Origin of the sequence: Haloterrigena salifodinae (genome assembly GCF_003977755.1) — an archaeon.
In the GTDB taxonomy this organism is placed as follows: domain Archaea; phylum Halobacteriota; class Halobacteria; order Halobacteriales; family Natrialbaceae; genus Haloterrigena; species Haloterrigena salifodinae.
Genome location: NZ_RQWN01000001.1, coordinates 1,141,910 through 1,165,154 on the forward strand (window position 1 = coordinate 1,141,910; position 23,245 = coordinate 1,165,154).

A 23,245-nucleotide genomic window follows, 5' to 3' on the forward strand; every position below is an offset into this window, starting at 1 on the left:
TAGAAGGGTGGTCCTGGAGGGGACCGTGTTCGAGGTCAACGAGGTGGTTGCCGTCTGGCTCGAGGAGACCGGCGTCTCCTGGGAAAACGGAACCGTCAACAGCGGCGCCATCGCGCGCGGCCACCCGCTGGGCGCGATCGGCGTGACGCCGCTGCCGAAACTGATACACGAACTCGAGCGGACCGACCCGGATCGGGCGCCGTCCACCAGGTGTATCGGTTTCGAGCAGGGTATCGCGACGATCATCGAGCGCGTCTGATCGACGGGCGACATCGATCTAATCGTCTCTCCTCGGCATCCTCGCCGCCCTCGTTGCCCTCGTTCGGTTCTACCTCCGAAACCGTCCCTACGATAAAGTACCGGAGCGTCGATACGGATGATGTGCGACTAAATGACGTTCGCGTGCTCGACTGCTCGCGGCTGCTGCCCGGCCCCTACGCGACGCAGTTGCTGGCCGACTGTGGCGCCGAGGTGGTGAAGGTGGAGGATACCGACGCCGGCGACTACGCTCGAGCGATGGAGCCCGACACGGCCGACGGCGTCGGCGCGATTTTCGAGATGGTCAACCGCGGCAAGCGCAGCGTCGCGATCGACCTGAAAACCGACGACGGGCGAGCGGCGTTCTACCGACTCGTCGAGGACGCCGACGTCGTCCTCGAGGGGTTCCGGCCGGGCGTCGTCGACCGACTGGGGATCGACTACGAGACGCTGGCCGAGCACAACGACGAACTGATCTACTGCTCGCTCACCGGCTACGGCCAGGACGGTCCGTGGGCGGATCGGGTCGGCCACGATCTGAACTACGTCGCGCTGGCCGGCTTGCTCGATCTGACGCGGGAGTCACCCGGGGAGAAACCGCAGGTCCCCGGCTACCCGATCGGCGACATGGCCGGCGGGCTGTTCGCCGCGTTCGCTATCGTCGGGGCGTTGCTCTCCAGGGAACTGGGAAACGCCGGCGGCGAGTACGTCGACGTCGCGATGGCCGACATCGTCGCCTCGTTCGCCCAGCCGGTCGCCTACCAGGCCGCGACCGGCGACCCCGCCGAGCCGCGACCCGGCGAGACCCCGTTGACGGGCGCCTATCCGTGGTACGACTGCTACGAGACCGCCGACGGGAACTGGGTGACGCTCGCGGCCCTCGAACCGGGGTTCTGGCGGGCGTTCTGCGAGGCCGTCGGCCGGGACGACCTCACCGACGAGCACGGGACGGATGATCCAGCCGTGCGCGCCGCCCTCGAGGCCGAACTCCGCGATCTCTTCCGCGAACGAACCCGTGGCGAGTGGGAGGCAGTCCTCGAAGGCGTCGACGCGGCGTTCGCCGGCGTCTACTCGCCCGCCGAGATGCTCGAGCACCCCCAGTTCCGGGCGCGAGATCTCATCGAGCGTCCGGACGGCGCCCCGCCGCGGATCGGATTTCCGGCCCGGTTCGACGACGAAACCGCAGCGACGGCGGAGCGTGCAGAACTCGACGAGCGCGTCCCGACGCAGGGCGAACACACGCGCCGGTATCTCGACGAGGCGGGCTATAGCGACGCGGAGATCGATGCGCTCTACGATGCCGGCGCCGTCCGGTGAGCCCAAGGCGACGGGCGGACTCGGATCGGACGGCGAGACGAATCCCGCTCTCGGGTGGGCATCGTAACGAGTGGACTATGTAGCAATATGTTCTCGTATGGGGCCATATTGTCCAATAATTCTGCAATTTAGAACACATAATAGTGGTATACTAGGAAATAGAGTGCATATATGCGAAGTGGTTATGTAGCGGGTCGTAGTAGCGACGTGTAAGCGATGATCGACGTTCCACTCGAACGTGTACTGACTCGGTCCGGTCGAACGATCCCGCCCGAAGCGCCCGTCACCGAAGCCGCGGAACGACTCCGCGATCCGGACGTGCCGGCGCTCGTCGTCCTCGAGGACGAGACCGTCGTCGGAATCGTCACCGAATCGGATATCGTCGCCTTCGTCGCCGAGACGCTCGAACCGCACTCGGTCGGGGCGGTCATGTCGTCGCCGGTCACCGAGATCTCGCGACACGAATCGCTGGTCGCCGCCGCGGAAACGATGCGCGCCGACGGTGTGAAACACCTCCCGGTCGTCAGCGACGGCGCCTACTACGGCCTCGTCTCCGCGTCGACGCTCGCGCCGTACCTCTCGCGGCACCGACTCGAGATCGACCGGGAGGACGACCCGATTCGCCTCGGCGCCGACGGCGGACGGGAAATCCCGGCCGGCGAGTAACGGGCCCTCGCCGCCGACTCGTTCGGACCGTCGTGCGGCGCACTCAGTCGAACAGTTCCTCGTGGCGGCCGGCCAGGTTCGTGTACTCGCCCGACGAGAACTCCTCGAAGATCGCCTCGGCGTCGACGCCGGTCTCCTCAAGCGGCGTGATCTTGGCGGGAACGCCGCGGGCGAACGACTCGGGCGGGATGTCGTACTCGTCGGGGATCACTGTCCCGGCAGCGACGACGCTCCCCGCGCCGACGGTCGACTCCGTGTTGACCGTCGCGTTGAATCCGATCAGCGTTCCCTCCTCGACGGTCGCCTCGTTGAGCACCGCGCCGTGACCGATCATGACGCGGTCCGCGAGCGTCGAAGCGTGAATCGTCGCGTTGTCGCCGATGTGCGCCTGTTCGCCGACGCGAACGGGTCCGATGTCGCCCCTGAGGACGACGCCCGGCCAGACGCTCGCGTCGGCGTCGATCCGGACGTCGCCGACCAGCGTCGCCTCCCGACTCACCGCCGCTGCATCGTCAACCGTCGGTTGCGTCCCCTCGAACGCGTAGGTTCGACTGTCCACCATGGTGAACGGACCACGAAGGCCCTCATAATTCTCAATGGCTCCCACACTGACACTCAGTTTCGCGTGACGGTTGCCGGAACGCAGAGCTACCTATTGGCAAGCCAGTTGTGGTATTATTCACCACCAGACCCCATTCAGTGGTTTGCAAGCCCGCCACTTATCCCCGAACGGCGCCGACTACCGAGTGACCAATGAGTCAATCGGAATCCCCCATTCGAGCGATGTTCGACGCCCAGCGGACCGCGATCAAAGGAAGCCAGCAACTGTTCACGCAGGGGCTGTCCGCACAGTCCGCCGTCGATAGGCTGGCGGTGACCGGACTGAACGGACAGGAGTCGCTCCAACGCCAGCAACTCGAGCTCGCGCAGGCGGCGACCCACAGCTATGTCGACGCGACGACCGCGATGGTCCCCGGCGAGGGGTCCGCGGACGCCCACCGGAGCGTCGACGAGGCGTTCACACAGCTGAAGACGACCCACGCGGAGTTCTACGACGCCCTCGAGCGCGAACTCGAGCGGGACACCGACGTCGCGGACGAGTTCTCCGAGGAGTTCGTCGACGCGCTCGAGGACGGGACCGAACAGTTCCTCGAGCTCACCCATTCAGTCGAGGAACAGACGGTCCAGAACGTCGACGAGCTCTCGAGTCAGCTCAGCGAGCAACTCGAGCGAACCCAAGAGCTGCAGGATCAACTCGAGGAGCAACTCGAGCGTCAGAGCGACGACGTCACGGACCTGCTCGACCGGCAGGCCGAACAGATCGAGCGGGTCCAGCAGCAACTCGAGGAGCAGGCCGAGGAAGTGACCCAGCAGCTTCAGGACCAGCAGGTCTCAGCGGGGACGAAGATTGAGACCGACCCGGAGCACACGCTCGAATCCGTCGCGGGAATCGACGCGGACGTCCGCGAGCGACTCGCCGACGCCGGCATCGCGACGGTCGACGACCTCGTGCGTGCCGACGCCGAGACTGTCGCCGAAGCCGCCGACGTCTCGGAAAGCGACGCCGAGGAGTGGATCGACCAGGCCGAATCCTGAGCAACGTTTTCCGCGACGGGACCGTTCATCCACGCATGCTCGTTCTCGGCGACGCCCACGCGTCCGAGCCGGACCGCCGCGAGACGCTTCTGGAACTGTACCGAGCCGTCGATCCCGCCGCCGTGTTACAGCTCGGCGACCTCGAGTACTACGACCTCCCGGCGCCGACGTGGTTCGTCGCGGGCAACAACGAGGATCTCGACGTTATCGAGGCGCTGCGCGCCGGCGAGGAACCGCCCGAGGCCGACGGCGTCCACCTGCTCGCGAGCACCGTCGCGTCTGTCGGCGGACTCCGCGTGGCCGGCCTCTCGGGGAACTACGCGCCGACGAAGTACGACTGTCCCCGCGACAAACTCGAGGCCGACCGCCGCCGGCACTTCACCCGCGAAGACGTCGAGCGAGCGGCCGAACTGGACGACGTCGACGTCCTGCTCACCCACGAGGCCCCGACCGGGCTCCTCTCCTACGGCTACGATCCCGGCTGCGAACACGTCGACACCCTGCTCGAGGCCCTCTCGCCGTCGCTCTGTCTGGTCGGCCACCACGAGCGCCACCGCGAGGCCGAGATCGACGGCGTCAACGTGGTGAGCCTCGCCCCCGCCTGGGAGCGATACTACACGCTCGAGGGCGATGTCGACGAAGGTGGGCTCCGACTCGAGGGCCACGATCACGCGTTCGGCCCCGACGCGTCCGACTGACTGCGGCCCGGTCGCGATACGGCCCGCTCCGCGAGCCTGCGGCTCGAGCGCTGGACGCGAGCGACGGACCGAAACAAAACGGCGAGAGCGAGAGAGAAAACGGCAGCGAGTCTACGCCGGACGTTCGAGTGACCTCAGAACGTCTCGAGGTAGCGGTCGAGTTCCCACTGGGAGACGTCGACAAGGTACTCCTCGAACTCCTGGCTTTTGGCTTCGACGAACTTCGGTGCGACGTGCTCGCCGAGCGCGCTGTAGATGGCCTCGTCTTCCTCGAGGGCCTCGACGGCCTCGCCGAGGTTCGACGGGAGCGTTTCGATACCGTACTCCTCGCGCTTCTGCTCGTCGAACTCGTAGATGTTCTCCCGGACCGGGTCGGGACACTCGAGGTCTTGCTCGATGCCGTCGAGACCGGCGTGGATCATGACGGCGAAGGCGAGGTACGGATTACACGAGGGGTCCGGCGAGCGCAGTTCGACGCGCGAGGCCGCCGGCGTGCGGGCCGCCGGTTTGCGGATCAGCGCCGATCGGTTGCGGTCCGACCAGGCGACGTAGACCGGCGCTTCGTAGCCCGGCACCAGGCGCTTGTAGCTGTTGACCGTCGGGTTCGCGACCGCTGTGATCGCCGGCGCGTGCTCTAAGATACCCGCGAGGAACGAGTGGGCCTCGTCGCTGAGGTTGAACTCGTCGTCCTCGTCGTGGAACGCGTTCTCGCCGTCCTCGAACAGCGAGAAGTGCGTGTGCATTCCCGAGCCGTTTATCTTCGGGATCGGCTTGGGCATGAACGTCGCGTGGAGGTCGTGCTGGGCCGCGATAGCGCGGACGACGGTGCGGAACGTGGCGACGTTGTCCGCGGTCGCGAGCGCGTCGTCGTACTCGAAGTTGATCTCGTGTTGCCCTTCCGCCACCTCGTGGTGGCTGGCCTCGATCTCGAAGCCCATGTCCTCGAGACCGTAGATGATGTCTCGGCGGACATCGGAGGCGAGGTCTTTCGGCGCGAGGTCGAAGTAGCCGCCGGCGTCGTTGGTCTTGGTCGTCGCGCGGCCCTCCTCGTCTTCCTCGAACAGGAAGAACTCCGGTTCGGGCGCGGCGTTGACCTCGTAGCCGAGGTCCTCGGCGCGCTCGAGCGCGTTCTTGAGAACGCGACGCGGGTCGCCCTCGAAGGGCTCGCCCGTCGAGGTGTTGTAGACGTCACAGATCATCCGGGCCGCGGCACTACCCTCCTTCTGGCGCCACGGGAGGATCGCGAAGGTGTCAGGATCGGGGACCAGGCGCATGTCCGACTCCTGAATGCGGACGAAGCCTTCGATCGAGGAGCCGTCGAAGTAGATACCCTCGCTGAAGGCCTTCTCGGCCTGGCGAGCGGGAACGGAGACGTTCTTTACCGTTCCGAGAATGTCAGTAAACTGAAGACGGAGGAAATCGACGTCTTTCTCCTCGATCTCGTCTAATACCGCCTGTTCGGCCTCGGTGATGTTTCCGCTTGTCATATTTCTCGTCGTCCTACCCAAGTAACTCTGCTACTAAAACCCTACTGCTCTAAGCAAATCTTCTCTCCAACCGTCGGAACTGACTGTTCGTAAAGTTCTAATGGGACTAGCGAGTGGGTGTGCGTGATGACGTACGAAAATCTCGATGCAAAACTAGTGAATGAACTTCTGGGTAACGGGCGGGCGAGCCTCCGCAGCCTCGGCGAGGAACTCGACGTTTCGGTGACGACAGTTTCGAACCACCTCTCCGATCTCGAGGACGACGGCGTGATCGAAGGCTACACGCCGCGGGTCGATTACGACGCGGTCGGGTACGACGTCACGGCCGTCGTTCAACTGCAGGTCGAGGGGAACGCACTCCCCGACGTCACCGACGAGCTTCAGGATCACCCGCAGATGACCTCGGTCTACGAAGTGACCGGCGACTACGACGTCATCGCCGTCGGCAAGTTCACCGACACCGACGGTATGAACGACGAGATCAAGGACCTGCTGTCCAACCCGGATATCAAGGCCTCGAACACGAGCGTCGTTCTCAACGCGGTCAGCGAGAACGAACAGTTCGAACTCGAGGTCGACGAGAGCTAAGTCGAACGGAAGCGGGCGACTCGGACGATTCTCCGTCAGTCAGCAGCCCGTACCCGAGGGGCTTGGCGTCGGCGCCGTACCCGCAGCGTTTGCGACCGACGCCGACCCGATCAGTCGTCTCCGTCGGTCAGTGCTTCGGCGGCCGTGTCGCGATTTCCGGCCTGGGCCGCCCACAGCATCGCGTACCGACCGTTCGCCTCCAGGAGCTCCTCGTGATCTCCGCGTTCGACGATTTCGCCGTCCTCGACGACGAGGATCGTATCCGCCTCCTTGATCGTCGAGAGCCGGTGAGCGATCGTCAGCGTCGTCCGCTCCGCGGTGAGCCGGTCGATCGACTGCTGAATCTGGAGCTCCGTCTTCGTGTCGACGGCGCTGGTCGCCTCGTCTAACACGACGAGCGCCGGGTCCGCGAGGACGACCCGCGCGAGCGCGATCCGCTGTCGCTGGCCGCCCGAGAGCTTGACGCCCTCCTCACCGACGCGGGTCTCGTAGCCGTCGGGCAGGTCGGCGATGAACTCGTGGGCCTGCGCTGCCCGCGCGGCCTCGCGGACCGCCTCGTCGTCGGCCTCGAACCGGCCGTAGCGGATGTTGTCCGCGATGGTCCCGTCGAAGAGGACCGTCTCCTGACTCACGTAGCCGATCGACGACCGCAGATCGGACAGCGAGAGGTCGCGGACGTCGTGGCCGTCGATCCGGATCGATCCCGACTCCACGTCGTACAGCCGGAGGAGCAGTTTGACGAGCGTCGACTTGCCGGCGCCGGTCGGGCCGACGAACGCGACCGTCTCGCCGGGTTCGGCGGTAAAGGAGACGTCCCGGATGACGGATTCCTCGAAGGCCGTCTCCTCGCCGACGTGGGCCTCGCTGGCGTCGTAGCTGAAGGTGACGTCCTCGTACTCGACGCGACCCTCGACGGACTCGAGTTCGGCCGGGTCATCGGGATCGTCGACGCGGACGGGAATGTCCATCAGCCCGAAGACGCGCTCGCTCGAGGCCTTGGCGTTCTCGTACTGGTCGACGATGTTCGACACCTCGGCCAGCGGGGCGACGATCCGCTGGGTCATGAAGAGAAAGACGACGAAGTCGCCGACCGAGAGGGTGCCGGTCAGCGGGCCGGGCGCCGTGCCAGTGGCGAGCCAGAGGCCGCCGACGAGGAAGGTCCCGGCGAAGGCGAGTCCGGCGAGCAGTTCCATCCCGGGCCGGTAGAAGTACGAAAGGCGGAGGACGGCCATCGTATCCTCGTAGAGCCGCCGCGACGCCCGCCGCACGCGATCGATCTCGTGGGACTCGCTGTTGGTCGCCTTCGTCAGCGTGACCGCCGAGAGGCTGTTCTCGAGGCGAGTGTTGAGCCAGCCGACGGCCGAGCGCTGGCGGACGTACCGGGGTTCGACGACGCGCATGAACCAGATCGTGAAGGCGACCATCGCCGGGATGGCGACGAGCGTGACGAGCGCCAGCTGCCAGTTGAGATAGAAGAGGACGCCGGCGATCCCGCCGACCATCACCAGCAGCCGCGCGGAGTTCATCAGGGCGTTGTCGAGGAACATCTCGAGGTTCTGCGTGTCGTTGTTCAGCACCGCCATGACCTCGCCGGTCTCCTTGTCGTCGAAGAAGGTCATGTCGAGGCGCTGCATCTTCTCGAAGGAGTCGACGCGCACGGCGTGCATCACGCCGTGGGCGAACAGGTTGGCGGTAACGCCGTAGATCCAGGTGAAGAGGGCGACGACGAGGAACGAGCCCGCGATGGCCGCGATCGAGAACCAGAACTGGGCCATCTGCGTGGTCGGCAGCCAGGCGTTGGGCACGATCGGCAACTCGAACGCGCCGTCGCCGGCGAAGATCGCGTCAATGGCGGTGCCCAGCAACAGCGGCGGGACGAGACTCGCCATCCGGGCGACGAAGTTGGCGAGCATCCCTGCGGTGAACCAGCCCAACCGATCGGGCGCGTATTCCTGAAAGAGTCGCCACAGCGGTCGGTCGACGTGCTCGCGGTAGGCATCGAACGGCGTCTCGTCCTCGGTGGTACTCACTGGCGAAGAGCTTTCGGTTCGAAACGGAAAGCGGCCATGATTTCGGCAACTGATGGCATCGACCGCCGGATCGGCACCGGTGGCGCCGCGGCTACCGGTAGTACAGCAACACCAGCCCGACGGCGAGGAGCATGAGCCCCCACCACAGCGAGTCGCCGGGGAGCGCCTTCAGGACGAGCGTGACGATACCGGAGGTAAACAGCGACCAGCCGAAGGTCGTTTGCGACGACATAGTCGCCGTACAGGCCCCAGGACAAAAGGTCGCCGGCTTGCCACGAAACGGGAGCGGAAATCGGTCCTGCCGGTCGAGAGCGATCGAACTCGAGAAAAAACCGCTCACCGCGAGCGGATTACGACTCGAATCCCTCCGACGAGCATCGGCGAGTGAGCGGAGCGCGGCGCCACGCGCCGCGGAAAGGCGAACGGGCGCTTTGCGTCCGTGAGCGGTTCGGAGAACCCGAACGATGCCGTTCACCGAGCGCGGCTTCGCCGCGCTCGGGCCGACGACCGATGTGGAGTGCGCGGCGCTACGCGCCGCGTATGGCGAACGGCGAAGCCGTGAGCCGGGACGCAACGCGTCCCGAAACGGAGGGAGGAGTGCTTTTGATCCAGGTTTTACCGAGCGAACGAGCGAACGGCGTGAGTGAGTGAGCGCAGCGTAAAAGCTGGGCTTACATCATGCCGCCCATGCCGCCGCCCATGCCGCCCATGCCGCCGGGCGCACCGCCGGGGCCGCCGGCCTCGTCGTCGCCCTTGTCGGTCGACAGGTCGCCGGCGGAGATGATGTCGTCGATTTTGAGGACCAGGTTCGCGGCCTCGGCAGCGGAGGTGACGGCCTGTTCCTTGGCGTGGGCCGGCTCGACGACGCCGGCGTCGAAGGTGTCCTCGACGTCGCCGGTGAAGACGTTCAGGCCGGCTTCGACGTCGCCATCGTCGTGGGCCGAGCGCAGGTCGACGAGCGTGTCGATGGAGTCGAGGCCGGCGTTCTCGGCGAGCACGCGCGGGACGAGCTCGAGCGAGTCGGCGAAGGCCTCGACGGCCAGCTGTTCGCGGCCGGAGACGGAGTCGGCGTAGTCGCGCAGACGCGAGGCGAGTTCGACCTCGATGGCGCCGCCGCCGGCGAGGACGCGACCGTCGGAGACGGTCTGGGCGACGACGTCGAGTGCGTCGTTGACGCCGCGCTCGAGTTCGTCGACGACGTGGTCGGTCGAGCCGCGCAGCAGGAGCGTGACGCCGTGGGCGTCCTCGCCCTCGACGTAGAACAGCTCGTCAGCGTCGTCGCGGGTGACGTCGCCGAAGCCGAGATCGTCCTCGGTCGCGCTCTCGAGGTCGGAGACGACCGACGCGCCGACGACTTCCGAGAGGAACTCGAGGTCGGACTTCTTGGCACGGCGGACGGCGAGGATGCCCTCCTTTGCGAGGTAGTGCTGGGCGAGGTCATCGATGCCCTTCTGGCAGAAGACGACGTCGGCGTCGAGGTCGGCGATCGTGTCGACCTTCTCGCGGAGCTGTTTCTCCTCGCGGTCGAGGAACTTCTGGAGCTGGTCGGGGTCGGTGACAGAGACCTCGGTGTCGACGTCGGTCTCTTCGACCTCGATAGCCTCGTTGAGCAGCAGGATGTCGGCGTCGGTGGCCTCGGTGGGCATGTTGTCGTGGACGGGGTCCTTGTCCACGATGCCACCCTCGAGCAGGTCGGACTCGCCGGCGCTACGGCCGGTCTGGGTCTCGATGTTGAGGAACTCGAGGTCGACGACGTTGTTGCCCTCATCGTCCTCGACGGTGACCTGTTTGATCGCGTCGATGATGAGCTGCGAGAGGTGCTCCTTGTTGACCTCGGTGCCCTTGCCAGTCATCGAGGTTTCGGCGACCGAACGCAGGAGTTCCTCGTCCTCGGTGTCGACGTCCTGGGCGATGTCGTCGATCTCGTCGCGGGCCTGCTCGGAAGCCATGTGGAAGCCCTTGATGATCGCCGTCGGGTGGATCTCCTGCTCGAGGAGGTCCTCGGCGTTCTTGAGGAGTTCGCCGGCGATCGCGACGGCCGTCGTGGTGCCGTCGCCAGCCTCGTCCTCCTGGGTCTCGGCGACCTCGATGATCATCTCGGCCGTCGGGTTGTCGATGTCCATCTCCTGGAGGATGGTGACGCCGTCGTTCGTGATGGTGACCGAGCCCATCGAGTCGACGAGCATCTTGTCCATCCCTTTCGGACCGAGTGTGGAACGGACAGCCTCGGCGACCGCACGGGCCGCGCTGATGTTGTAATCCTGCGCGTCCTTGTCCTTGACGCGCTGGGAATCCTCGCTCATTACGATCATCGGCTGACCCTGCTGCATTCGCTGGCTCATAGTCGGTCGAATCATTGATTGTGATTCTACATAAACGTTACGCTATTCAACGCTCGTGACGATCGGCAGCAAACGAATTGAGCGGTGCAAAACCGCCGTAGTGCGCGGCGTTCGGCACCTATCCACGTGAGAAGCTAACATTCCAAGAGGGAGCTCACAAGGTGGGGACATCCGCCATATTTAAGTAAATTCGATTTGCGCGACGGGGTGGTCCGTTCCGAAAGGGCCGATGGGACGCCGACGTATCGAGCGAGCGGCGACGCACTGGTGACTCGACGCCGGAAAAACTATTAGCGATCCGATACGTCTCGAACCCGACCACGGCGAAGACTCGAGGAATCGATGGCAGAAGAATTTGAGTCATCGACGGCGAAGACAACAATTATCCCGACGTCAATGGATCGTCCAGTATGGAGCTCTCGAACGGACGGGTTCTCGTCACGGGCGGCGCCGGATTCATCGGATCGCATCTGACCGAACGACTGCTGGCCGACGGCGTCGAGGTCACGATCGTCGACGATCTATCGAACGGTGACGCCGACCGCGTTCCCGAGGACGCGACGTTCGTCGACGCGGACCTGACGGAACCCGGCGTTCTCGACGGTCGCCTCGACGGCGTCGATCTCGTCTTCCACCTCGCGGCGTCGAAACACGTCGACACTGACCGCCCGCACGGCCAGTTCGATGACAACACGCGGATGACCCGCAACATCCTCGAGTCGATGGCCGACGCCGGCGTCGCAGAGATCGCCTACACCTCCTCCTCGACGGTCTACGGCGAGGCACCGCGGCCGACGCCCGAGGACTACGCCCCCCTCGAACCGATCAGCGCCTACGGGGCGAGCAAACTCGCGGACGAAGGACTGCTCTCCGCGCGGGCCCACAGCCACGATCTCACCGTCTGGAACTTCCGCTTCGCGAACGTCGTCGGACCGCGCCTGCGCGGGGCCGTCATTCCGGATTTCATCGAAAAGCTGCAGGACGATCCCGAGACGCTGACGATCCTGGGCGACGGGCGACAGGAGAAGTCCTACCTCGACGTCGAGGACTGCCTCGACGCGATGCTCCACGTCGTCGAACACGCCGACGACGCGATGAACACCTACAACCTCGGGACGCGAACGACGACCTCGGTCGACCGGATCGCCGCCATCGTCGCCGACGAGATGGACCTCGAGCCCGAGTTCGAGTACACCGGCGGCGAGCGCGGCTGGACCGGCGACGTGCCGAAGATGCGCCTCTCGATCGAGAAGCTCTCGGCGCTGGGCTGGGAGCCGACGCGCTCGAGCGACGAGGCCGTCCGGCGGGCAACTCGGGAGATTCTCGCGGAACTGGACTGAACGCCGCGCCGCGTGGTTCGCGTCGGTACGTATTCAGGCACCACCATTAGGTGCAAGCTAGCTGCTAAGACGGCTATGACTACCCAGCGGTGTAGACACGTCACGAGTAGCAGCGGGGTCGACGAGGCCGGTGCGGTCTGTTGCTGGCGGCCAACGTGGGACGACGCCGATCGATGTCTCTGGCACACCGAGCGCGTCGTTCCGGCGGAAGAGTACGAGCGAAATCCGCCGGAGCCGGGCGAACGGCTCGACGGAGCGAATCTCGAGGGGACGATGGTGAGCGGGACGTCGTTCCTCGCGGGGCGGTCGCTCGTCGCCGCGGACTTCACCGACGCGGTCCTCGACGGCGCCGACCTCTCGGGGGCGGACCTCCGCCGCGCCAGATTTCAGGACGTCGACGCACACGGCGCGTCGTTCCGAAACGCGAACCTCCACGACGCCGTGTTCACCTTCGCCGACCTCCGGGGCGCAGACTTTCGAGAGGCGAGACTGTACCGCGCGGGGCTGACCGACGTTCGACTCAACCTCGAGACGGCGTTCGGCGAGCGGTCGGTGTACGAGGACGAACTGGAACGGGTGTCGGACGAGGATTTCCTGGCCCTATCTGAATCCGCACAGTGGCTCTACAGGGAACTGCAGCGCCTCTACGGGGAAAACGCACTTTCAGAGCAGGCGCAGACCTACTACCTTCGCGAGATGGATCTCCGGCGCCGCCTGGCCTGGCGGGGCGGGAACTACCTGCAGGCGATCACGCTTGCCGGATCGCGCTGGGTCATGCGCTACGGGACGAGTCCGTGGCGCGTCGTCGCGACCTCGCTGCTTCTGATCGTCGTCTGTGCGGGGCTGTTCCCGCTGACCGGCGGCATCCGTGAGGTCGGAACTGACACGGCGATCACCTACGAGATCAACGATCCGACGGACACACCCGGTCCCGTCCTCGTTCGAACGTTTCTCAAGAGCCTCTACTTCAGTGTCATCACCTTCGCCACGCTCGGCTACGGCGACATTCAGCCGGTCGGCGGGTGGGCCCGCGCCGTCGCCAGCGTCGAAACGCTGCTCGGATCGCTGCTGATGGCGCTGCTGGTCTTCGTCCTCACGCGGAGCGTTCACTACTGAACGCACAGGGCGAACGAGCGGGAGAAAGCCAGCGATTCGGACGGCTCAACCGGTCTCGAGCGGATCGACCAGCGACGGCTCGTCGACCGACGGATCGTTGACCGCCCGCGAGACCGGATACGCGCGCATTTCGTCGGACGGGTGTGGCTCAAGGAGGTCGCCGGGGTTGTCGGCCGTCAGCCACTCCCGTTCGGCTCCCGGCTCGAGGATCACCGCCATCCGGTGGTGGAGGTCCGCGACGAGGTCGTTGGGTTCGGTCGTCACGATGGTGAAGGTCTCGAGCGGGCCGTCAGAACCGTCGTCTTCGCTCTCCTCGAGCCCGCCGCCGAACGCCTCGAGGCCGGCCTGGGTCGTCTCCTCCTCGGACTCCCAGCGTTCCCACAGCCCCGCCAGCGCGAACACGCGATCGTCCTCGAAGCTGACTCTGTAGGGCCGTTTCCCACTATCATCCGTCTCGACCCACTCGTAGAAGCCGTCGGCCGGGACGATGCAACGACGGCGCTCGTAGGCCTCGCGGAACGCCGGCTTCTCGCCGATCGTCTCCGCCCGCGCGTTGATGAGCCCGCCGCTGTCGTCCTCGGCCCACGACGGCACTAGCCCCCACTCGAGTCGTCGGATCGTCTCCGGTTCGTCGTTCGCGACCACCGGCAGGCGCTGGCCCGGCGCCATGTTGTACCGCGGTTCGAACCCGTTACCGCCGTCTGCGAACCGCGCGTCGAACCGCTCCTCGAGTGTCCCCCGCTCGACCATCAGTGTGTAACGACCGCACATACCTCGACCGTCGGACCGTCGGGATAAATCGTTGTTCGTCGCCACTCGAGAATGTCGGTTCCACATACCGCACTGCAGACGAGTCCCCGGGCCAGATTCGGGGCGCAGACGGCCGCTCGAGCCCCGACAGCGCGACGAGTACCGGTCCGTTCGCGGGGCGGTATGGACCTCATACCATCGCCGAGACGGCCGGTAAGGGCCCCGTTACGATATCCGATCCCAGCACAGGTCACGACGGGGTCATGATGACGGATCGATACGAAATGGTGGTGTGTCAAAGCGGTAACCTCGAACTCCGCGATCCGGACGACCCCGACTGCTGGATTGCGACCGACTCGCCGGCGACAGTGACGCGGTAACCCGTCTCGCCTCCACGATACCGGTACCGCTCATCATTTTTCGACGACGCGATTGCACTGATCGCTCCGTAAGTAAGAGCGTTAGTAGGATACTTCACAGAACGCCAAGACTGGGATGCCGACGGCCCTGTTCGGGGCTTGTCAGTGAACGCGACGAGACCGAGACCAACGTCAGCCGGCCGGGATAAACCCGCGATTCGGCTTGACGGTTCCTGACTTCAGGGCGAGTCGACTGTCGCCCGTCCGCCGAGACGACTGTTGGCCCCAACGGACGTATCGCCATCCGATGTTTTTCGAACCGATGTAATCGGCGTTCGCCGTTGCGCCGCAGTTCTCGCATTCGAACAGAGCCTGTCACACGCGGTTTTCCGCACTGGTATGTCCGCATTCCGGACACCGCTGACTCGTGCACTCCGGCGAGACGAACGCAACCCGGATCTCTTCGGCTTCAGCCTTGTACTCGAGCAGATCGACGAGCTTCCGGTGGGCCCACTGGTGAAATTCCTTGGCAGGTGGTGCCCGTTGACGGATATGCGTCAGGTTCTCGACGGCGATAACGGTACAGCCGTGGTCGAGCGCCTCCCTGAGGATATCGTTAGCAACGTCGTGGAGCGTCTGTCGAACGCACCGGCCTTCCCGTCCACTCAGTCGCTGAATGGTCCGATGTGCTGACCGCGTCCCGGTTCGCTGGAGCCCGCTTCGGATACGGTCGAACTCGCGATGACGATGTCGCAGTTCCCGTCCCGAGGCGAAATACGCGGTGCTGGTAGTCGCGATGTTGACGATACCGAGGTCAACGCCGAGAACTGTCCTGTCCTCGTCGCCGGATTTCGTCTCATCGCGCGACTCGGGTTTCGGTTTGCGAAAGCCGAAATGGAGATACCAGTCGCCGTCGCGTTTCGAGAGCGTCGACTCGGTCAGATCCTACCCGTCGTCATCCAGATACTGACGTTGGTAACCGGTTTCGTCGTCTGGGAGCGCGAGATCGCACTTGATTCGATCTCCGGTACCGGCCGTCGCCAGTGACACGGAATCGTCGTCGAACAACGTCATCGTCCGTGCGTCGTAGGTCAGCGTATCGCTGGTGAACGTCGGCCGAGACGTATCGTAGCCCTTGTCGAGGCCTTCGATCTCTTCGACGCCTGCGAGCGCGGCCGCGGCCTGATGGATCGCGAGAATCGCGTGTTGACTCCCGAGACGGGTTCGGTCCCGTACATCGTCGTCAAGACTATTGAATGGTGGCTCAATAGAGTATATAGTATATACTTATCCAAATAAATCTATCAGAATTGATAGAATGTCCAGAAGCGCCAGGACAGGGATTTGAACCCTGAATCCCAAAGGGAACACGCTTTCCAGGCGTGCGCCTTACCGTTCGGCCATCCTGGCCCGTCTCCTCCTAACCGCGTCCGTCTTTTAACTCTTACTTTTGTCGTCGCCGCCGTGTGCCTCGGTTTCACGCCGCGCACGCTGCGCCGCCCAGACGGCCACGCGGTGCTCGAGGCAGTAGGCCGTTCCCGCGGTAATTGCTCCGACGAGGACGGCGACGACGACCGCCTGCCCGAACGTCACGAGCGGGTCGACGACCAGCGCATAGCCCTGCACGAGCGCCAGGAACGCCATCCAGCCGACGGCGCCCCACAGGAGCGCCGAGACGATTCGGGGATGGGACCGGACGATCGGGGGCAGCGCCGGGGCCATTACTCGAGGGAGGCGACGGCTTCGATTTCGACGCCGACGCCTTTGGGAAGGGCGGCAACCTCGACGGCGCTGCGGGCGGGCGGCTGGTCGTCGAAGTAGTCGGCGTAGGTCTCGTTCATCGCGTCGAAGTCGTCAATGTCGTCGAGGTAGACGGTGACCTTGAGGATGTCCTCAGATGACGCGCCCGCTTCGTCGAGGACGGCGTCGAGGTTGTAGAGGGCCTGTTCGGTCTGGGCCGCGATGGGTTCGTCGTCGAGCAGTTCGCCGTCGGCCGTCAGCGGGATCTGGCCGGCGGTAAAGAGCAGCGAGTCGGTGCTCGTCGCCTGGCTGTAGGCGCCGACCGCGGCAGGCGCGTCGTCGGTGTCGATGATCCGTTTCATGGTCGATGACTCGAGCCGAGGCGGCTTAAAAGCGGCCGAAGTGCGTTCGAGCGCTCGGCGGCCGCAGTGACCGACACGAGCGCAGTACGAGTGTCGAGCGCGTCGAATCGCAGTTAGGAATCCGGCTCGAGGGCCTGGACGCTCACCGAGATGAAGTAGACGAACATGAACAGGAAGAAGCCGACGGTGAGCGGAATGAGCCGGTGATCGATGACGGCGAGGTCTAGCACCGCCGAGAGCGCGATTCCGAAGACGTAGATCCCCATCACGCACACGCCGATCGCGTAGTAGAAGCGAAGATCGGATTCGAAGTATTCCTGAATACCCATATCGCGTTATTGCCGACTGGTGGGAAAAGCATAGTGAACTGACCGGACGCGATTCGTAGTTCGAGCGAACGAGCGACCGCGCCGAGCCGATCAGGCGAGCACGTCGACTTCGTAGCCGGCGTCTCGCAGGTCGGAGAGGAACGCGTCGACGTGGTCGGGGCCGCGCATCTCGAGTTCGATCTCGACTTCCGTATCGCTCATCTCGACGTCGCGGGAGGTCCGATCGTGGTGGATGGCGTAGATGTTCGCCTGGTGGGCGGTGAAGATATCGAGGAGATCCTCGAGCGCGCCTGGGCGGTCCTTCAGAACGGTGCGGATCTTCAGGTAGCGCCCGGTCTCGACGAGGCCGCGGACGATGACGTTGGTCAGCGTGTTGAGGTCGATGTTGCCGCCACAGAGCGCGGGAACGATGACTTCGTCCTCGTCGTAGTCGAACTTCTCGAAGAGGACCGCGGCCAGGGGCACCGCGCCCGCGCCCTCGACGACCGTCTTCGAGCGCTCGAGGAGGTAGACCAAGGCGACGGCGATCTCGGGGTCGGAGACGGTGACGACCTCGTCGACGTACTCCTGGATGTAGGGAAAGGTCTGCTCGCCGACGCTGCGGGTCGCGATGCCGTCGGCGATGGTGTCGACCTCGTCGATCGAGACCCGCTCGCCCTTCTCGAGCGAGGTGGCGGCACTCGAGGCGCCCGCGGCCTGGACGCCGATGACCCGGACGTCCGGGTTCTGTTCCTTGATCGCGGTCGCGATGCCGCTGATGAGGCCGCCGCCGCCGATGGGGACGACGACGGTCTCGACGTGGGGGCAGTCCTCTACGATCTCGAGGCCGATCGTCCCCTGGCCCGCCATGACGTACTCGTCGTCGAACGCGTGGACGTAGGTCCGGCCCTCCTCGCGTTCGATCTCGTGGGCGCGCTCGGCGGCTTCGTTGTAGTCGCGACCCGACAGCACGACCTCGGCACCGTAGTTTCTGGTCGCCTTGACCTTCGAGATCGGGGCGTGTTCGGGCATCACGATCTTCGAGTCGACGCCCGACCGCGTGGCCGCGAGCGCGACCCCCTGGGCGTGGTTGCCCGCGCTGGCGGTGACGACGCCCGCGTCCTTCTGGGCGGCCGAGAGCGTCGCGATCCGGTTGGTCGCCCCACGGATCTTGAACGCGCCCGTCCGCTGGAAGTTCTCCAGTTTCAGGTGTACCTCGGCGCCGGTCATCGACGAATAGGTGTGGGACCGCTCGAGCGGCGTGTGTCTGGACGTTTCCTGCACCCGTTCGCGAGCCTCGAGAATATCGTCGAGTTCGAGCATACGCCCGACTACGGGGCTGGTACTGTAAGACTGTCGGGGACGACTCGCCGGACGGCCCGGCGCTCACGGCGACCCCGACAGGACAGTGTTGCCGGATTGGCAACACGACAGGGAATACAGGGAATGCACGGCGTGTGACGTGCGAGTGTAGAACGGGACGCGGTGCATATAAAGCTCATGGCTCCAGGGTAAAAGTGAAATCGCCACACAGAAGCGGGGAAACGCCCGCGTCTGACGGTTGGCAGACGACCGTCATGCGCGTCTTCTTACCACGGTAGTATCCGGCACGATAGCGGAGCGAACCGCGTCGCGAAACGGGCGGTCGTCCGGCCACCCGTCGGCGTCGACGCCGAGTCGATCCGGCTGCCCAACGTAGATCCAGACGCGCCGGTCGTCCGGTCCCGAAACCGCAACCCGAACGTACAGTCCGCGATCGACGCCCTCGTAGCGATCGAGCCGCTTGAGCGCGGGGTCGTCAACCGAGAGGAGTCGGCCCTCGACGCTGCCGCCCGGAACGAGCGTCGGATACCGGCCGTCGACGCGCTGGAGTCCCTCGAGCGTCGCCGGCCCGACGAACTCGTACTCGCCGGGACCGTCTTCGAGCAGCGACGCAACCCGTTCGGGATCGGTCAGCGTCCCGTAGACGAAGACCAGCACGCGTCGGGGTACGCGCCCGACGGTCTTGCCCGTACTGGTTGGTCTCGCGCTGCTGGGACTGGTATCGATGTCGTCGAAACAGACCCGCGACGCCGAAAAAACTGACTTGCTCGAGCGACCGCGTTACCGCTCTTCGACCGGGACGAACTCCTGATCCTCCGGGCCGGTGTACCGCGAGAGGGGACGGATGAGACGGTTATCCTCTTGGTACTCGAGGACGTGACCGACCCAACCGCCGGCGCGGCTCATCGCGAAGATGGGCGTGTACATGTCGATCGGGATGCCGAGCTGGTAGTAGACCGAGCCGGAGTAGAAGTCGACGTTCGGGGCGATCCCCTTCTCGGCCAGCCCCTTCTCCTGGGAGAGGTACTCCTCGATCGTGGTGGTGATGTCGTACCACTTCGAGTTGCCGCTCTCGGCGAGTTCCTTGCTGCGCTCTTGCAGGATCTTCGCGCGGGGGTCCTTGACGTTGTAGACGCGGTGTCCGAAGCCGGGAATGCGCCGGCCTTCGTCGGTCGCCTGCTCGACCCAGTCGAGGGGGTCGAGGTTGCTCTCGTCGATCTCCATCAGTACCTCCATGACGTCCTGATTCGCGCCGCCGTGAAGCGGGCCGGAAAGGGCACTGACACCGCCGGTCACGGCACTGTAGATGTCGGCCATCGTCGAGCCGATCACCATCGACGTAAACGTCGAGGCGTTCAGGCCGTGGTCCGCGTGCAGGATCAGCGCCTGGTCGAAGGTTTCGGCGTGGACGTCGCTCGGCTCCTCGCCGGTCAGCATGTACAGGAAGTTCGCGGCCAGCCCCAGGTCAGGATGGGGGTCGACCGGCTCCTCGCCGAGTCGATAGCGCTCGAAGGCTGCCAGCGCGGTTGGGATCTTGGCGGTGATGCGCCGCCCCTTGCGCATCGTCGCCTCGAGATCCTCAGGATCGGCGTCGTTCTCGGGCTCATAGGCCGAGAACATCGAAACCGCGGTTCGGAGGGCGGCCATCGGCCGTTCGTCGGCCGCCGCGAGCCGCTCCATGGCGTCGAGAACGTCGTCGTGGACCTCGCGCTCCTCGGAGAGCGCCGCAGCGAACGACTCGAGTTCGTCCGCGGTCGGGAGTTCGCCGTGCCAGAGGAGATAGAGGACTTCCTCGTAGCTCGTGCCGCGAGCGAGATCCTCGATCGAGTACCCTCGATAGATCAGTCGACCGGCGTCACCATCGATCGAGCTGAGCCCTGACTCTGCGACAAGGACTCCCTCCAGTCCTTTTTTGAGATCGTCAGCCATAGTCGATATTCCGCACCCCATTGGAAAAGTATTGTCGTTTGTTCGCCGTCACAGCCAAATGCGTGTGATGTCTCCGTTTCGTTCCGTGCGTATGGTCAATCGAACCCGTTATAAGAACTGCTAATTCGACGTTCGGTCACCAACCACTATATGAGGACGAATTGTTTTACATCATTTTTCGAGCAGTGCATCGAGCAGTTTCGTCTGGGCGGCGGCCAGATGCTCGGTGAACGTCGATCGAGCGATCCCCAGTTCCTCGGCGACGTCCGTCGCATTCGCACCTTTCGGATAGTCGAAGTAGCCCATCTCGTGGGCCGTCTCGATGATCTCGCGTTGGCGCGTCGTCAGCAGGTCGCGGTCGACGAGCACCGGATCCGACGTCTCGTCGTCGTGGTCCTGCGTGAGTTCCTCGACGAGGACGCTCTCGAACCGGTCTCGAAGATCGTCGACGATACCGGCGATCTCCGTCAACTCGAGCGTTCGAAACGTCAACTCGAGCGCGCCGTCCTGTGCGCGGACCGAGGAAACGGGCGTCCCGGTTCCCTCGACGATTTCGCACGCGCAATCGGCCTCACTCTCGCGTTCGAATCGGTAGATTTCCTCACGATCGTTCGCCTGAATGGGGGTCAGGTCGGTCGCGGTGCCATCGTTGATCGACTCCGTCTCGGCGTCGGCGGCGATACCGAACTCTTCGACGACCGTCCCGTCGGTCGACGCCCGCGATCGCGTCACGGAGGTAATCGGCTCGTCGGTGGACGCCGACACGTCCGCGATCGGGCACTCCCCGGGGTCTTTGACGACGACTGTGGCTCGAAACCCGGTCATGGAAATGGATTACACACTGGGCGTAATAACCCGTCACCGGAATTCCCGCCGGATGAAAACACGTGAAAGCCCCTGGACCGCTCGCCGCGGGGCGAGCGGCCAGCCCCTTTCAGTCCCACCCGAAAGCCCCGACCCGCTGGCGCCTGCGCCAGCGGGTTGCCCCTTTCAGTCCCACCCGAAAGCCCCGACCCGCTGGCGCCTGCGCCAGCGGGTTGCCCCTTTCAGTCCCGCCCGGCCTCGGTGGCCGCTCGGCCGGCCGAAACGGAGAAACAGACCGGTCGGCCGTCAGAGTGGTCTGGACCGGCCGGCCGGGTCGAAGAGTCGATCCGTCGACCGATTCGGACGGAATCGAACGAGAAATCGATTCGAGCGAAATCGGCGGAAGCCGAAGCGAGCACGTCACGAGACGAGCGTTCGTCGTCGGTCGAACGCGGTGCGCTACTCGAGGGGTCGAGCCGGTCAGACGCGACTCAACACCACTCCTCGTACTGGTGGACCCGCGCCGGGTTCAGCGGCTGCAGTTCCCGATCGGTGCCGTCGTAGGCCTCGCGGTGCGCCTCGTAGGTGATGCCGACCGAGCCCTCGGGATCGTACGCCCGCGGGAGGATCGACTCGGCGCAGCGCCGATTCCAGTCGGCGAGTCGCTCGAGTGCGTCCGGGCAATCGATCGCCGCCGCCTCGAGGCCGTCGGCGGCGCTCTCCCATGCGTCTCGGCCGGCCTCGGTGCGGACGACGACCGTCGTTTCGCTCTCCTCCGTGCCGACGTTCCCGGCACTGATGTCGGCCCCGGCGCCGACGAAGTCCGCACACTCCCACAGCCACGCAGGCCCGCGGCGTCGAACTCGTCGACGTCGGCCTCGAGCAGCACGTTGCCGGACTCGTCGAAGGCATAAAGCACGCCGGCAGTGATATCGAGCTTGTCGACTCGTTCCGGATCGACGTCGAAACGCTCGAGGCGCGAGACCAGCCGCCCGTACTCGAAGCTCCGGGTACACATCAGCGCGATCGGATCGGCCGGCTCGTGGTCGTACCGGTCGAGCGCGGTCGCACCCTGGATCACGCAGGGCGTCCCGACGAGCGCGAGGTCCGTCTCGGCGGGATCGAGCCCCTCCTCGGCCAGCAGGTCGTTGATCCGTCCCAGTCCCATCGTCTGGTTGTAGATGCTGCCACCGGCTTCGAGGAGGTCCTCGCGGGAGGTCGCGAGAAACGGCTCCCCGCGAAGCGGGTCCGAATCGCTCTCGCGGGCGACGACGGCGCCGTCGAGGTCGCCGGATTCGATCAGTTCGGCCAGCAGAGCGGTCACGGCGCCGCCGTCCTGTCCGGTCGCCGCGGCGTCGCCGTTCGCTCGCGCGGCGTAGGTCGCCGGCTCCTCGAGACCCTCTTTCAACTACGTCTCAGGGTAAGCCGTACCGCAGCTCCGGAACCACGGCAGCGCCGCGTCTCCACTCGCGACAGCTCCGTTACCCATCGTACGTCCGGCCTTTATTCGACCGCCGCGACGGGATCGATAGCAGGGGACTCGAGACCGGCGGTCGCCGCTCATCAGACTCGTCACTGGGTTCGGCAACAAAATCCGGGAAATGGTGCCGGCCCACGGAGTCGTACCGTGCCGTGTGAGGTCGCGGGACACTGATCGCTCTGTTCGAACCGATACAGTTCTCCCGACGCCGGTTCGACGGAAGGGACGTCCGGTCCCGAATGCGAACGAGATGAACCGCAGAACAGTCGAATCGCCGATTCAGACCCGCTGGCCCAGTTTCTCGCGGCTGATGTGGACGCCGGTCGGCGTGATGATGATCTGATCGTCGCCCTTCCGGACGATGTCGCCGTCGACCTCCTGGGCGACCTGCCGGAGTTCGTCGACGATGTGTTCGACGGTGCTGTCCGAGGTTCGCAGACGCGTGATGTCCGCGATGACGATATCGCCGTCGTAGACGGCGTCTTTGATATCGATGGCGTCGGCCTGGTCATTGACTTCGGCGATATGTACCTGCATGGCCGCCTCGGCCGAACTCGCCGACGCGTCGTCGAGATCCAGTTCGACGTAGTCCTCGGCCGTCCGAGACTGACCGCCGCCGAGGATTTTGCTCATAAGTCCCATTGGGGTAACCCACCGCGGCCGCCAGTATAGTTCTTACGTCAGACACAGTCACGACTTCGAATGAATCAGCCCCGAACACGGGCGGACGAGTCTCGAGGTGGTACCCGGCA

Annotated in this window: 21 protein-coding genes, 1 tRNA gene and 3 pseudogenes; 8 read left to right on the forward strand and 17 right to left on the reverse strand. The window is 65.1% G+C overall.

What is annotated here, in order from left to right; translation table 11 throughout:
• Positions 1 to 25 precede the first annotated feature (25 nt).
• From EH209_RS05790 to EH209_RS05800, 3 genes and pseudogenes are all read left to right on the forward strand, one after another.
• Positions 26 to 259 (forward strand): annotated as a pseudogene (locus tag EH209_RS05790) (steroid 3-ketoacyl-CoA thiolase); the annotation flags it as partial.
• A gap of 122 nt (positions 260 to 381) precedes the next feature.
• Entirely contained in the window at positions 382 to 1,575 is a 1,194-nt protein-coding gene (locus tag EH209_RS05795; RefSeq protein ID WP_126661965.1) for a CaiB/BaiF CoA transferase family protein, read from the forward strand.
• Positions 1,576 to 1,791: 216 nt separating this feature from the next.
• Complete coding sequence (locus tag EH209_RS05800; RefSeq protein WP_126661966.1) at positions 1,792 to 2,241, forward strand: CBS domain-containing protein; 450 nt, start codon at positions 1,792 to 1,794, stop codon at positions 2,239 to 2,241.
• 43 nt (positions 2,242 to 2,284) lie between these two features.
• Here EH209_RS05800 and EH209_RS05805 read toward each other — a convergent pair whose 3' ends face one another.
• A complete protein-coding gene (locus tag EH209_RS05805; RefSeq protein ID WP_126661967.1) occupies positions 2,285 to 2,803 on the reverse strand; it encodes a gamma carbonic anhydrase family protein in 519 nt (172 codons plus the stop codon).
• Positions 2,804 to 3,024: 221 nt separating this feature from the next.
• Between EH209_RS05805 and EH209_RS05810 the strand changes: the two genes are divergently transcribed.
• Together EH209_RS05810 and EH209_RS05815 are read left to right on the forward strand one after the other, a co-directional pair.
• Positions 3,025 to 3,837: a helix-hairpin-helix domain-containing protein gene (locus EH209_RS05810; RefSeq protein WP_126662531.1), complete on the forward strand. Its 813-nt coding sequence runs from the start codon at positions 3,025 to 3,027 to the stop codon at positions 3,835 to 3,837.
• A 35-nt stretch (positions 3,838 to 3,872) separates the two neighbouring features.
• Positions 3,873 to 4,535 carry a metallophosphoesterase family protein gene (locus EH209_RS05815; protein WP_126661968.1) on the forward strand — a complete coding sequence of 221 codons (663 nt, stop codon included), beginning with the start codon at positions 3,873 to 3,875 and terminating at the stop codon, positions 4,533 to 4,535.
• 134 nt (positions 4,536 to 4,669) lie between these two features.
• On the opposite strand, the gene glnA is transcribed toward EH209_RS05815, so the two are convergent.
• Positions 4,670 to 6,022 carry a type I glutamate--ammonia ligase gene (gene glnA / locus EH209_RS05820; RefSeq protein ID WP_126661969.1) on the reverse strand — a complete coding sequence of 451 codons (1,353 nt, stop codon included), beginning with the start codon at positions 6,020 to 6,022 and terminating at the stop codon, positions 4,670 to 4,672.
• A 126-nt stretch (positions 6,023 to 6,148) separates the two neighbouring features.
• Between glnA and lrp the strand changes: the two genes are divergently transcribed.
• Entirely contained in the window at positions 6,149 to 6,610 is a 462-nt protein-coding gene (gene lrp, locus EH209_RS05825) for an HTH-type transcriptional regulator Lrp (RefSeq protein ID WP_126661970.1), read from the forward strand.
• 110 nt (positions 6,611 to 6,720) lie between these two features.
• On the opposite strand, the gene EH209_RS05830 is transcribed toward lrp, so the two are convergent.
• The 3 genes from EH209_RS05830 to thsB all read right to left on the reverse strand — a co-directional run bounded on the left by EH209_RS05830 (position 6,721) and on the right by thsB (position 10,970).
• On the reverse strand, positions 6,721 to 8,640 hold the full coding sequence (locus EH209_RS05830; protein ID WP_126661971.1) for an ABC transporter ATP-binding protein: 1,920 nt from the start codon (positions 8,638 to 8,640) through the stop codon (positions 6,721 to 6,723).
• A 91-nt stretch (positions 8,641 to 8,731) separates the two neighbouring features.
• Positions 8,732 to 8,872: a hypothetical protein gene (locus EH209_RS23910; protein WP_008894056.1), complete on the reverse strand. Its 141-nt coding sequence runs from the start codon at positions 8,870 to 8,872 to the stop codon at positions 8,732 to 8,734.
• A gap of 439 nt (positions 8,873 to 9,311) precedes the next feature.
• Positions 9,312 to 10,970 (reverse strand): thermosome subunit beta, encoded by a 1,659-nt coding sequence (gene thsB, locus EH209_RS05835; RefSeq protein WP_211338338.1) that lies wholly within the window; start codon positions 10,968 to 10,970, stop codon positions 9,312 to 9,314.
• A gap of 422 nt (positions 10,971 to 11,392) precedes the next feature.
• Between thsB and EH209_RS05840 the strand changes: the two genes are divergently transcribed.
• Complete coding sequence (locus tag EH209_RS05840; protein WP_126661973.1) at positions 11,393 to 12,322, forward strand: NAD-dependent epimerase/dehydratase family protein; 930 nt, start codon at positions 11,393 to 11,395, stop codon at positions 12,320 to 12,322.
• A 75-nt stretch (positions 12,323 to 12,397) separates the two neighbouring features.
• Positions 12,398 to 13,438, forward strand: coding sequence for a pentapeptide repeat-containing protein (locus EH209_RS05845; protein ID WP_126661974.1), 1,041 nt, complete (start codon positions 12,398 to 12,400; stop codon positions 13,436 to 13,438).
• Between the two features lie 45 nt (positions 13,439 to 13,483).
• Here the strand turns inward: EH209_RS05845 and EH209_RS05850 are convergent, their stop codons facing one another.
• The 12 genes and pseudogenes from EH209_RS05850 to EH209_RS05905 form a co-directional block, all read right to left on the reverse strand.
• On the reverse strand, positions 13,484 to 14,209 hold the full coding sequence (locus tag EH209_RS05850; RefSeq protein WP_126661975.1) for an SOS response-associated peptidase: 726 nt from the start codon (positions 14,207 to 14,209) through the stop codon (positions 13,484 to 13,486).
• A gap of 530 nt (positions 14,210 to 14,739) precedes the next feature.
• Positions 14,740 to 15,789 (reverse strand): annotated as a pseudogene (locus EH209_RS05855) (RNA-guided endonuclease InsQ/TnpB family protein); the annotation flags it as partial.
• An 87-nt stretch (positions 15,790 to 15,876) separates the two neighbouring features.
• Positions 15,877 to 15,957, reverse strand: a tRNA-Ser gene (locus tag EH209_RS05860).
• A gap of 27 nt (positions 15,958 to 15,984) precedes the next feature.
• Positions 15,985 to 16,269 carry a hypothetical protein gene (locus EH209_RS05865; protein ID WP_126661976.1) on the reverse strand — a complete coding sequence of 95 codons (285 nt, stop codon included), beginning with the start codon at positions 16,267 to 16,269 and terminating at the stop codon, positions 15,985 to 15,987.
• Entirely contained in the window at positions 16,269 to 16,649 is a 381-nt protein-coding gene (locus tag EH209_RS05870) for a Rid family detoxifying hydrolase (RefSeq protein WP_126661977.1), read from the reverse strand. Before EH209_RS05870 ends, EH209_RS05865 begins: the two co-directional genes overlap by 1 nt.
• A gap of 113 nt (positions 16,650 to 16,762) precedes the next feature.
• Entirely contained in the window at positions 16,763 to 16,978 is a 216-nt protein-coding gene (locus EH209_RS05875) for a hypothetical protein (RefSeq protein ID WP_126661978.1), read from the reverse strand.
• A 90-nt stretch (positions 16,979 to 17,068) separates the two neighbouring features.
• A complete protein-coding gene (gene ilvA, locus EH209_RS05880) occupies positions 17,069 to 18,280 on the reverse strand; it encodes a threonine ammonia-lyase (RefSeq protein ID WP_126661979.1) in 1,212 nt (403 codons plus the stop codon).
• Between the two features lie 252 nt (positions 18,281 to 18,532).
• Positions 18,533 to 18,937 carry a gamma-glutamylcyclotransferase family protein gene (locus tag EH209_RS05885; protein WP_126661980.1) on the reverse strand — a complete coding sequence of 135 codons (405 nt, stop codon included), beginning with the start codon at positions 18,935 to 18,937 and terminating at the stop codon, positions 18,533 to 18,535.
• A gap of 123 nt (positions 18,938 to 19,060) precedes the next feature.
• Positions 19,061 to 20,209 (reverse strand): citrate synthase, encoded by a 1,149-nt coding sequence (gene citZ, locus EH209_RS05890; RefSeq protein ID WP_126661981.1) that lies wholly within the window; start codon positions 20,207 to 20,209, stop codon positions 19,061 to 19,063.
• Between the two features lie 171 nt (positions 20,210 to 20,380).
• Entirely contained in the window at positions 20,381 to 21,034 is a 654-nt protein-coding gene (locus tag EH209_RS05895; protein WP_126661982.1) for a helix-turn-helix domain-containing protein, read from the reverse strand.
• 470 nt (positions 21,035 to 21,504) lie between these two features.
• Positions 21,505 to 22,337, reverse strand: a pseudogene (locus tag EH209_RS25010) (Coenzyme F420 hydrogenase/dehydrogenase, beta subunit C-terminal domain).
• A 435-nt stretch (positions 22,338 to 22,772) separates the two neighbouring features.
• A complete protein-coding gene (locus tag EH209_RS05905; protein WP_008894042.1) occupies positions 22,773 to 23,135 on the reverse strand; it encodes a cell division protein SepF in 363 nt (120 codons plus the stop codon).
• Positions 23,136 to 23,245: the final 110 nt, after the last annotated feature.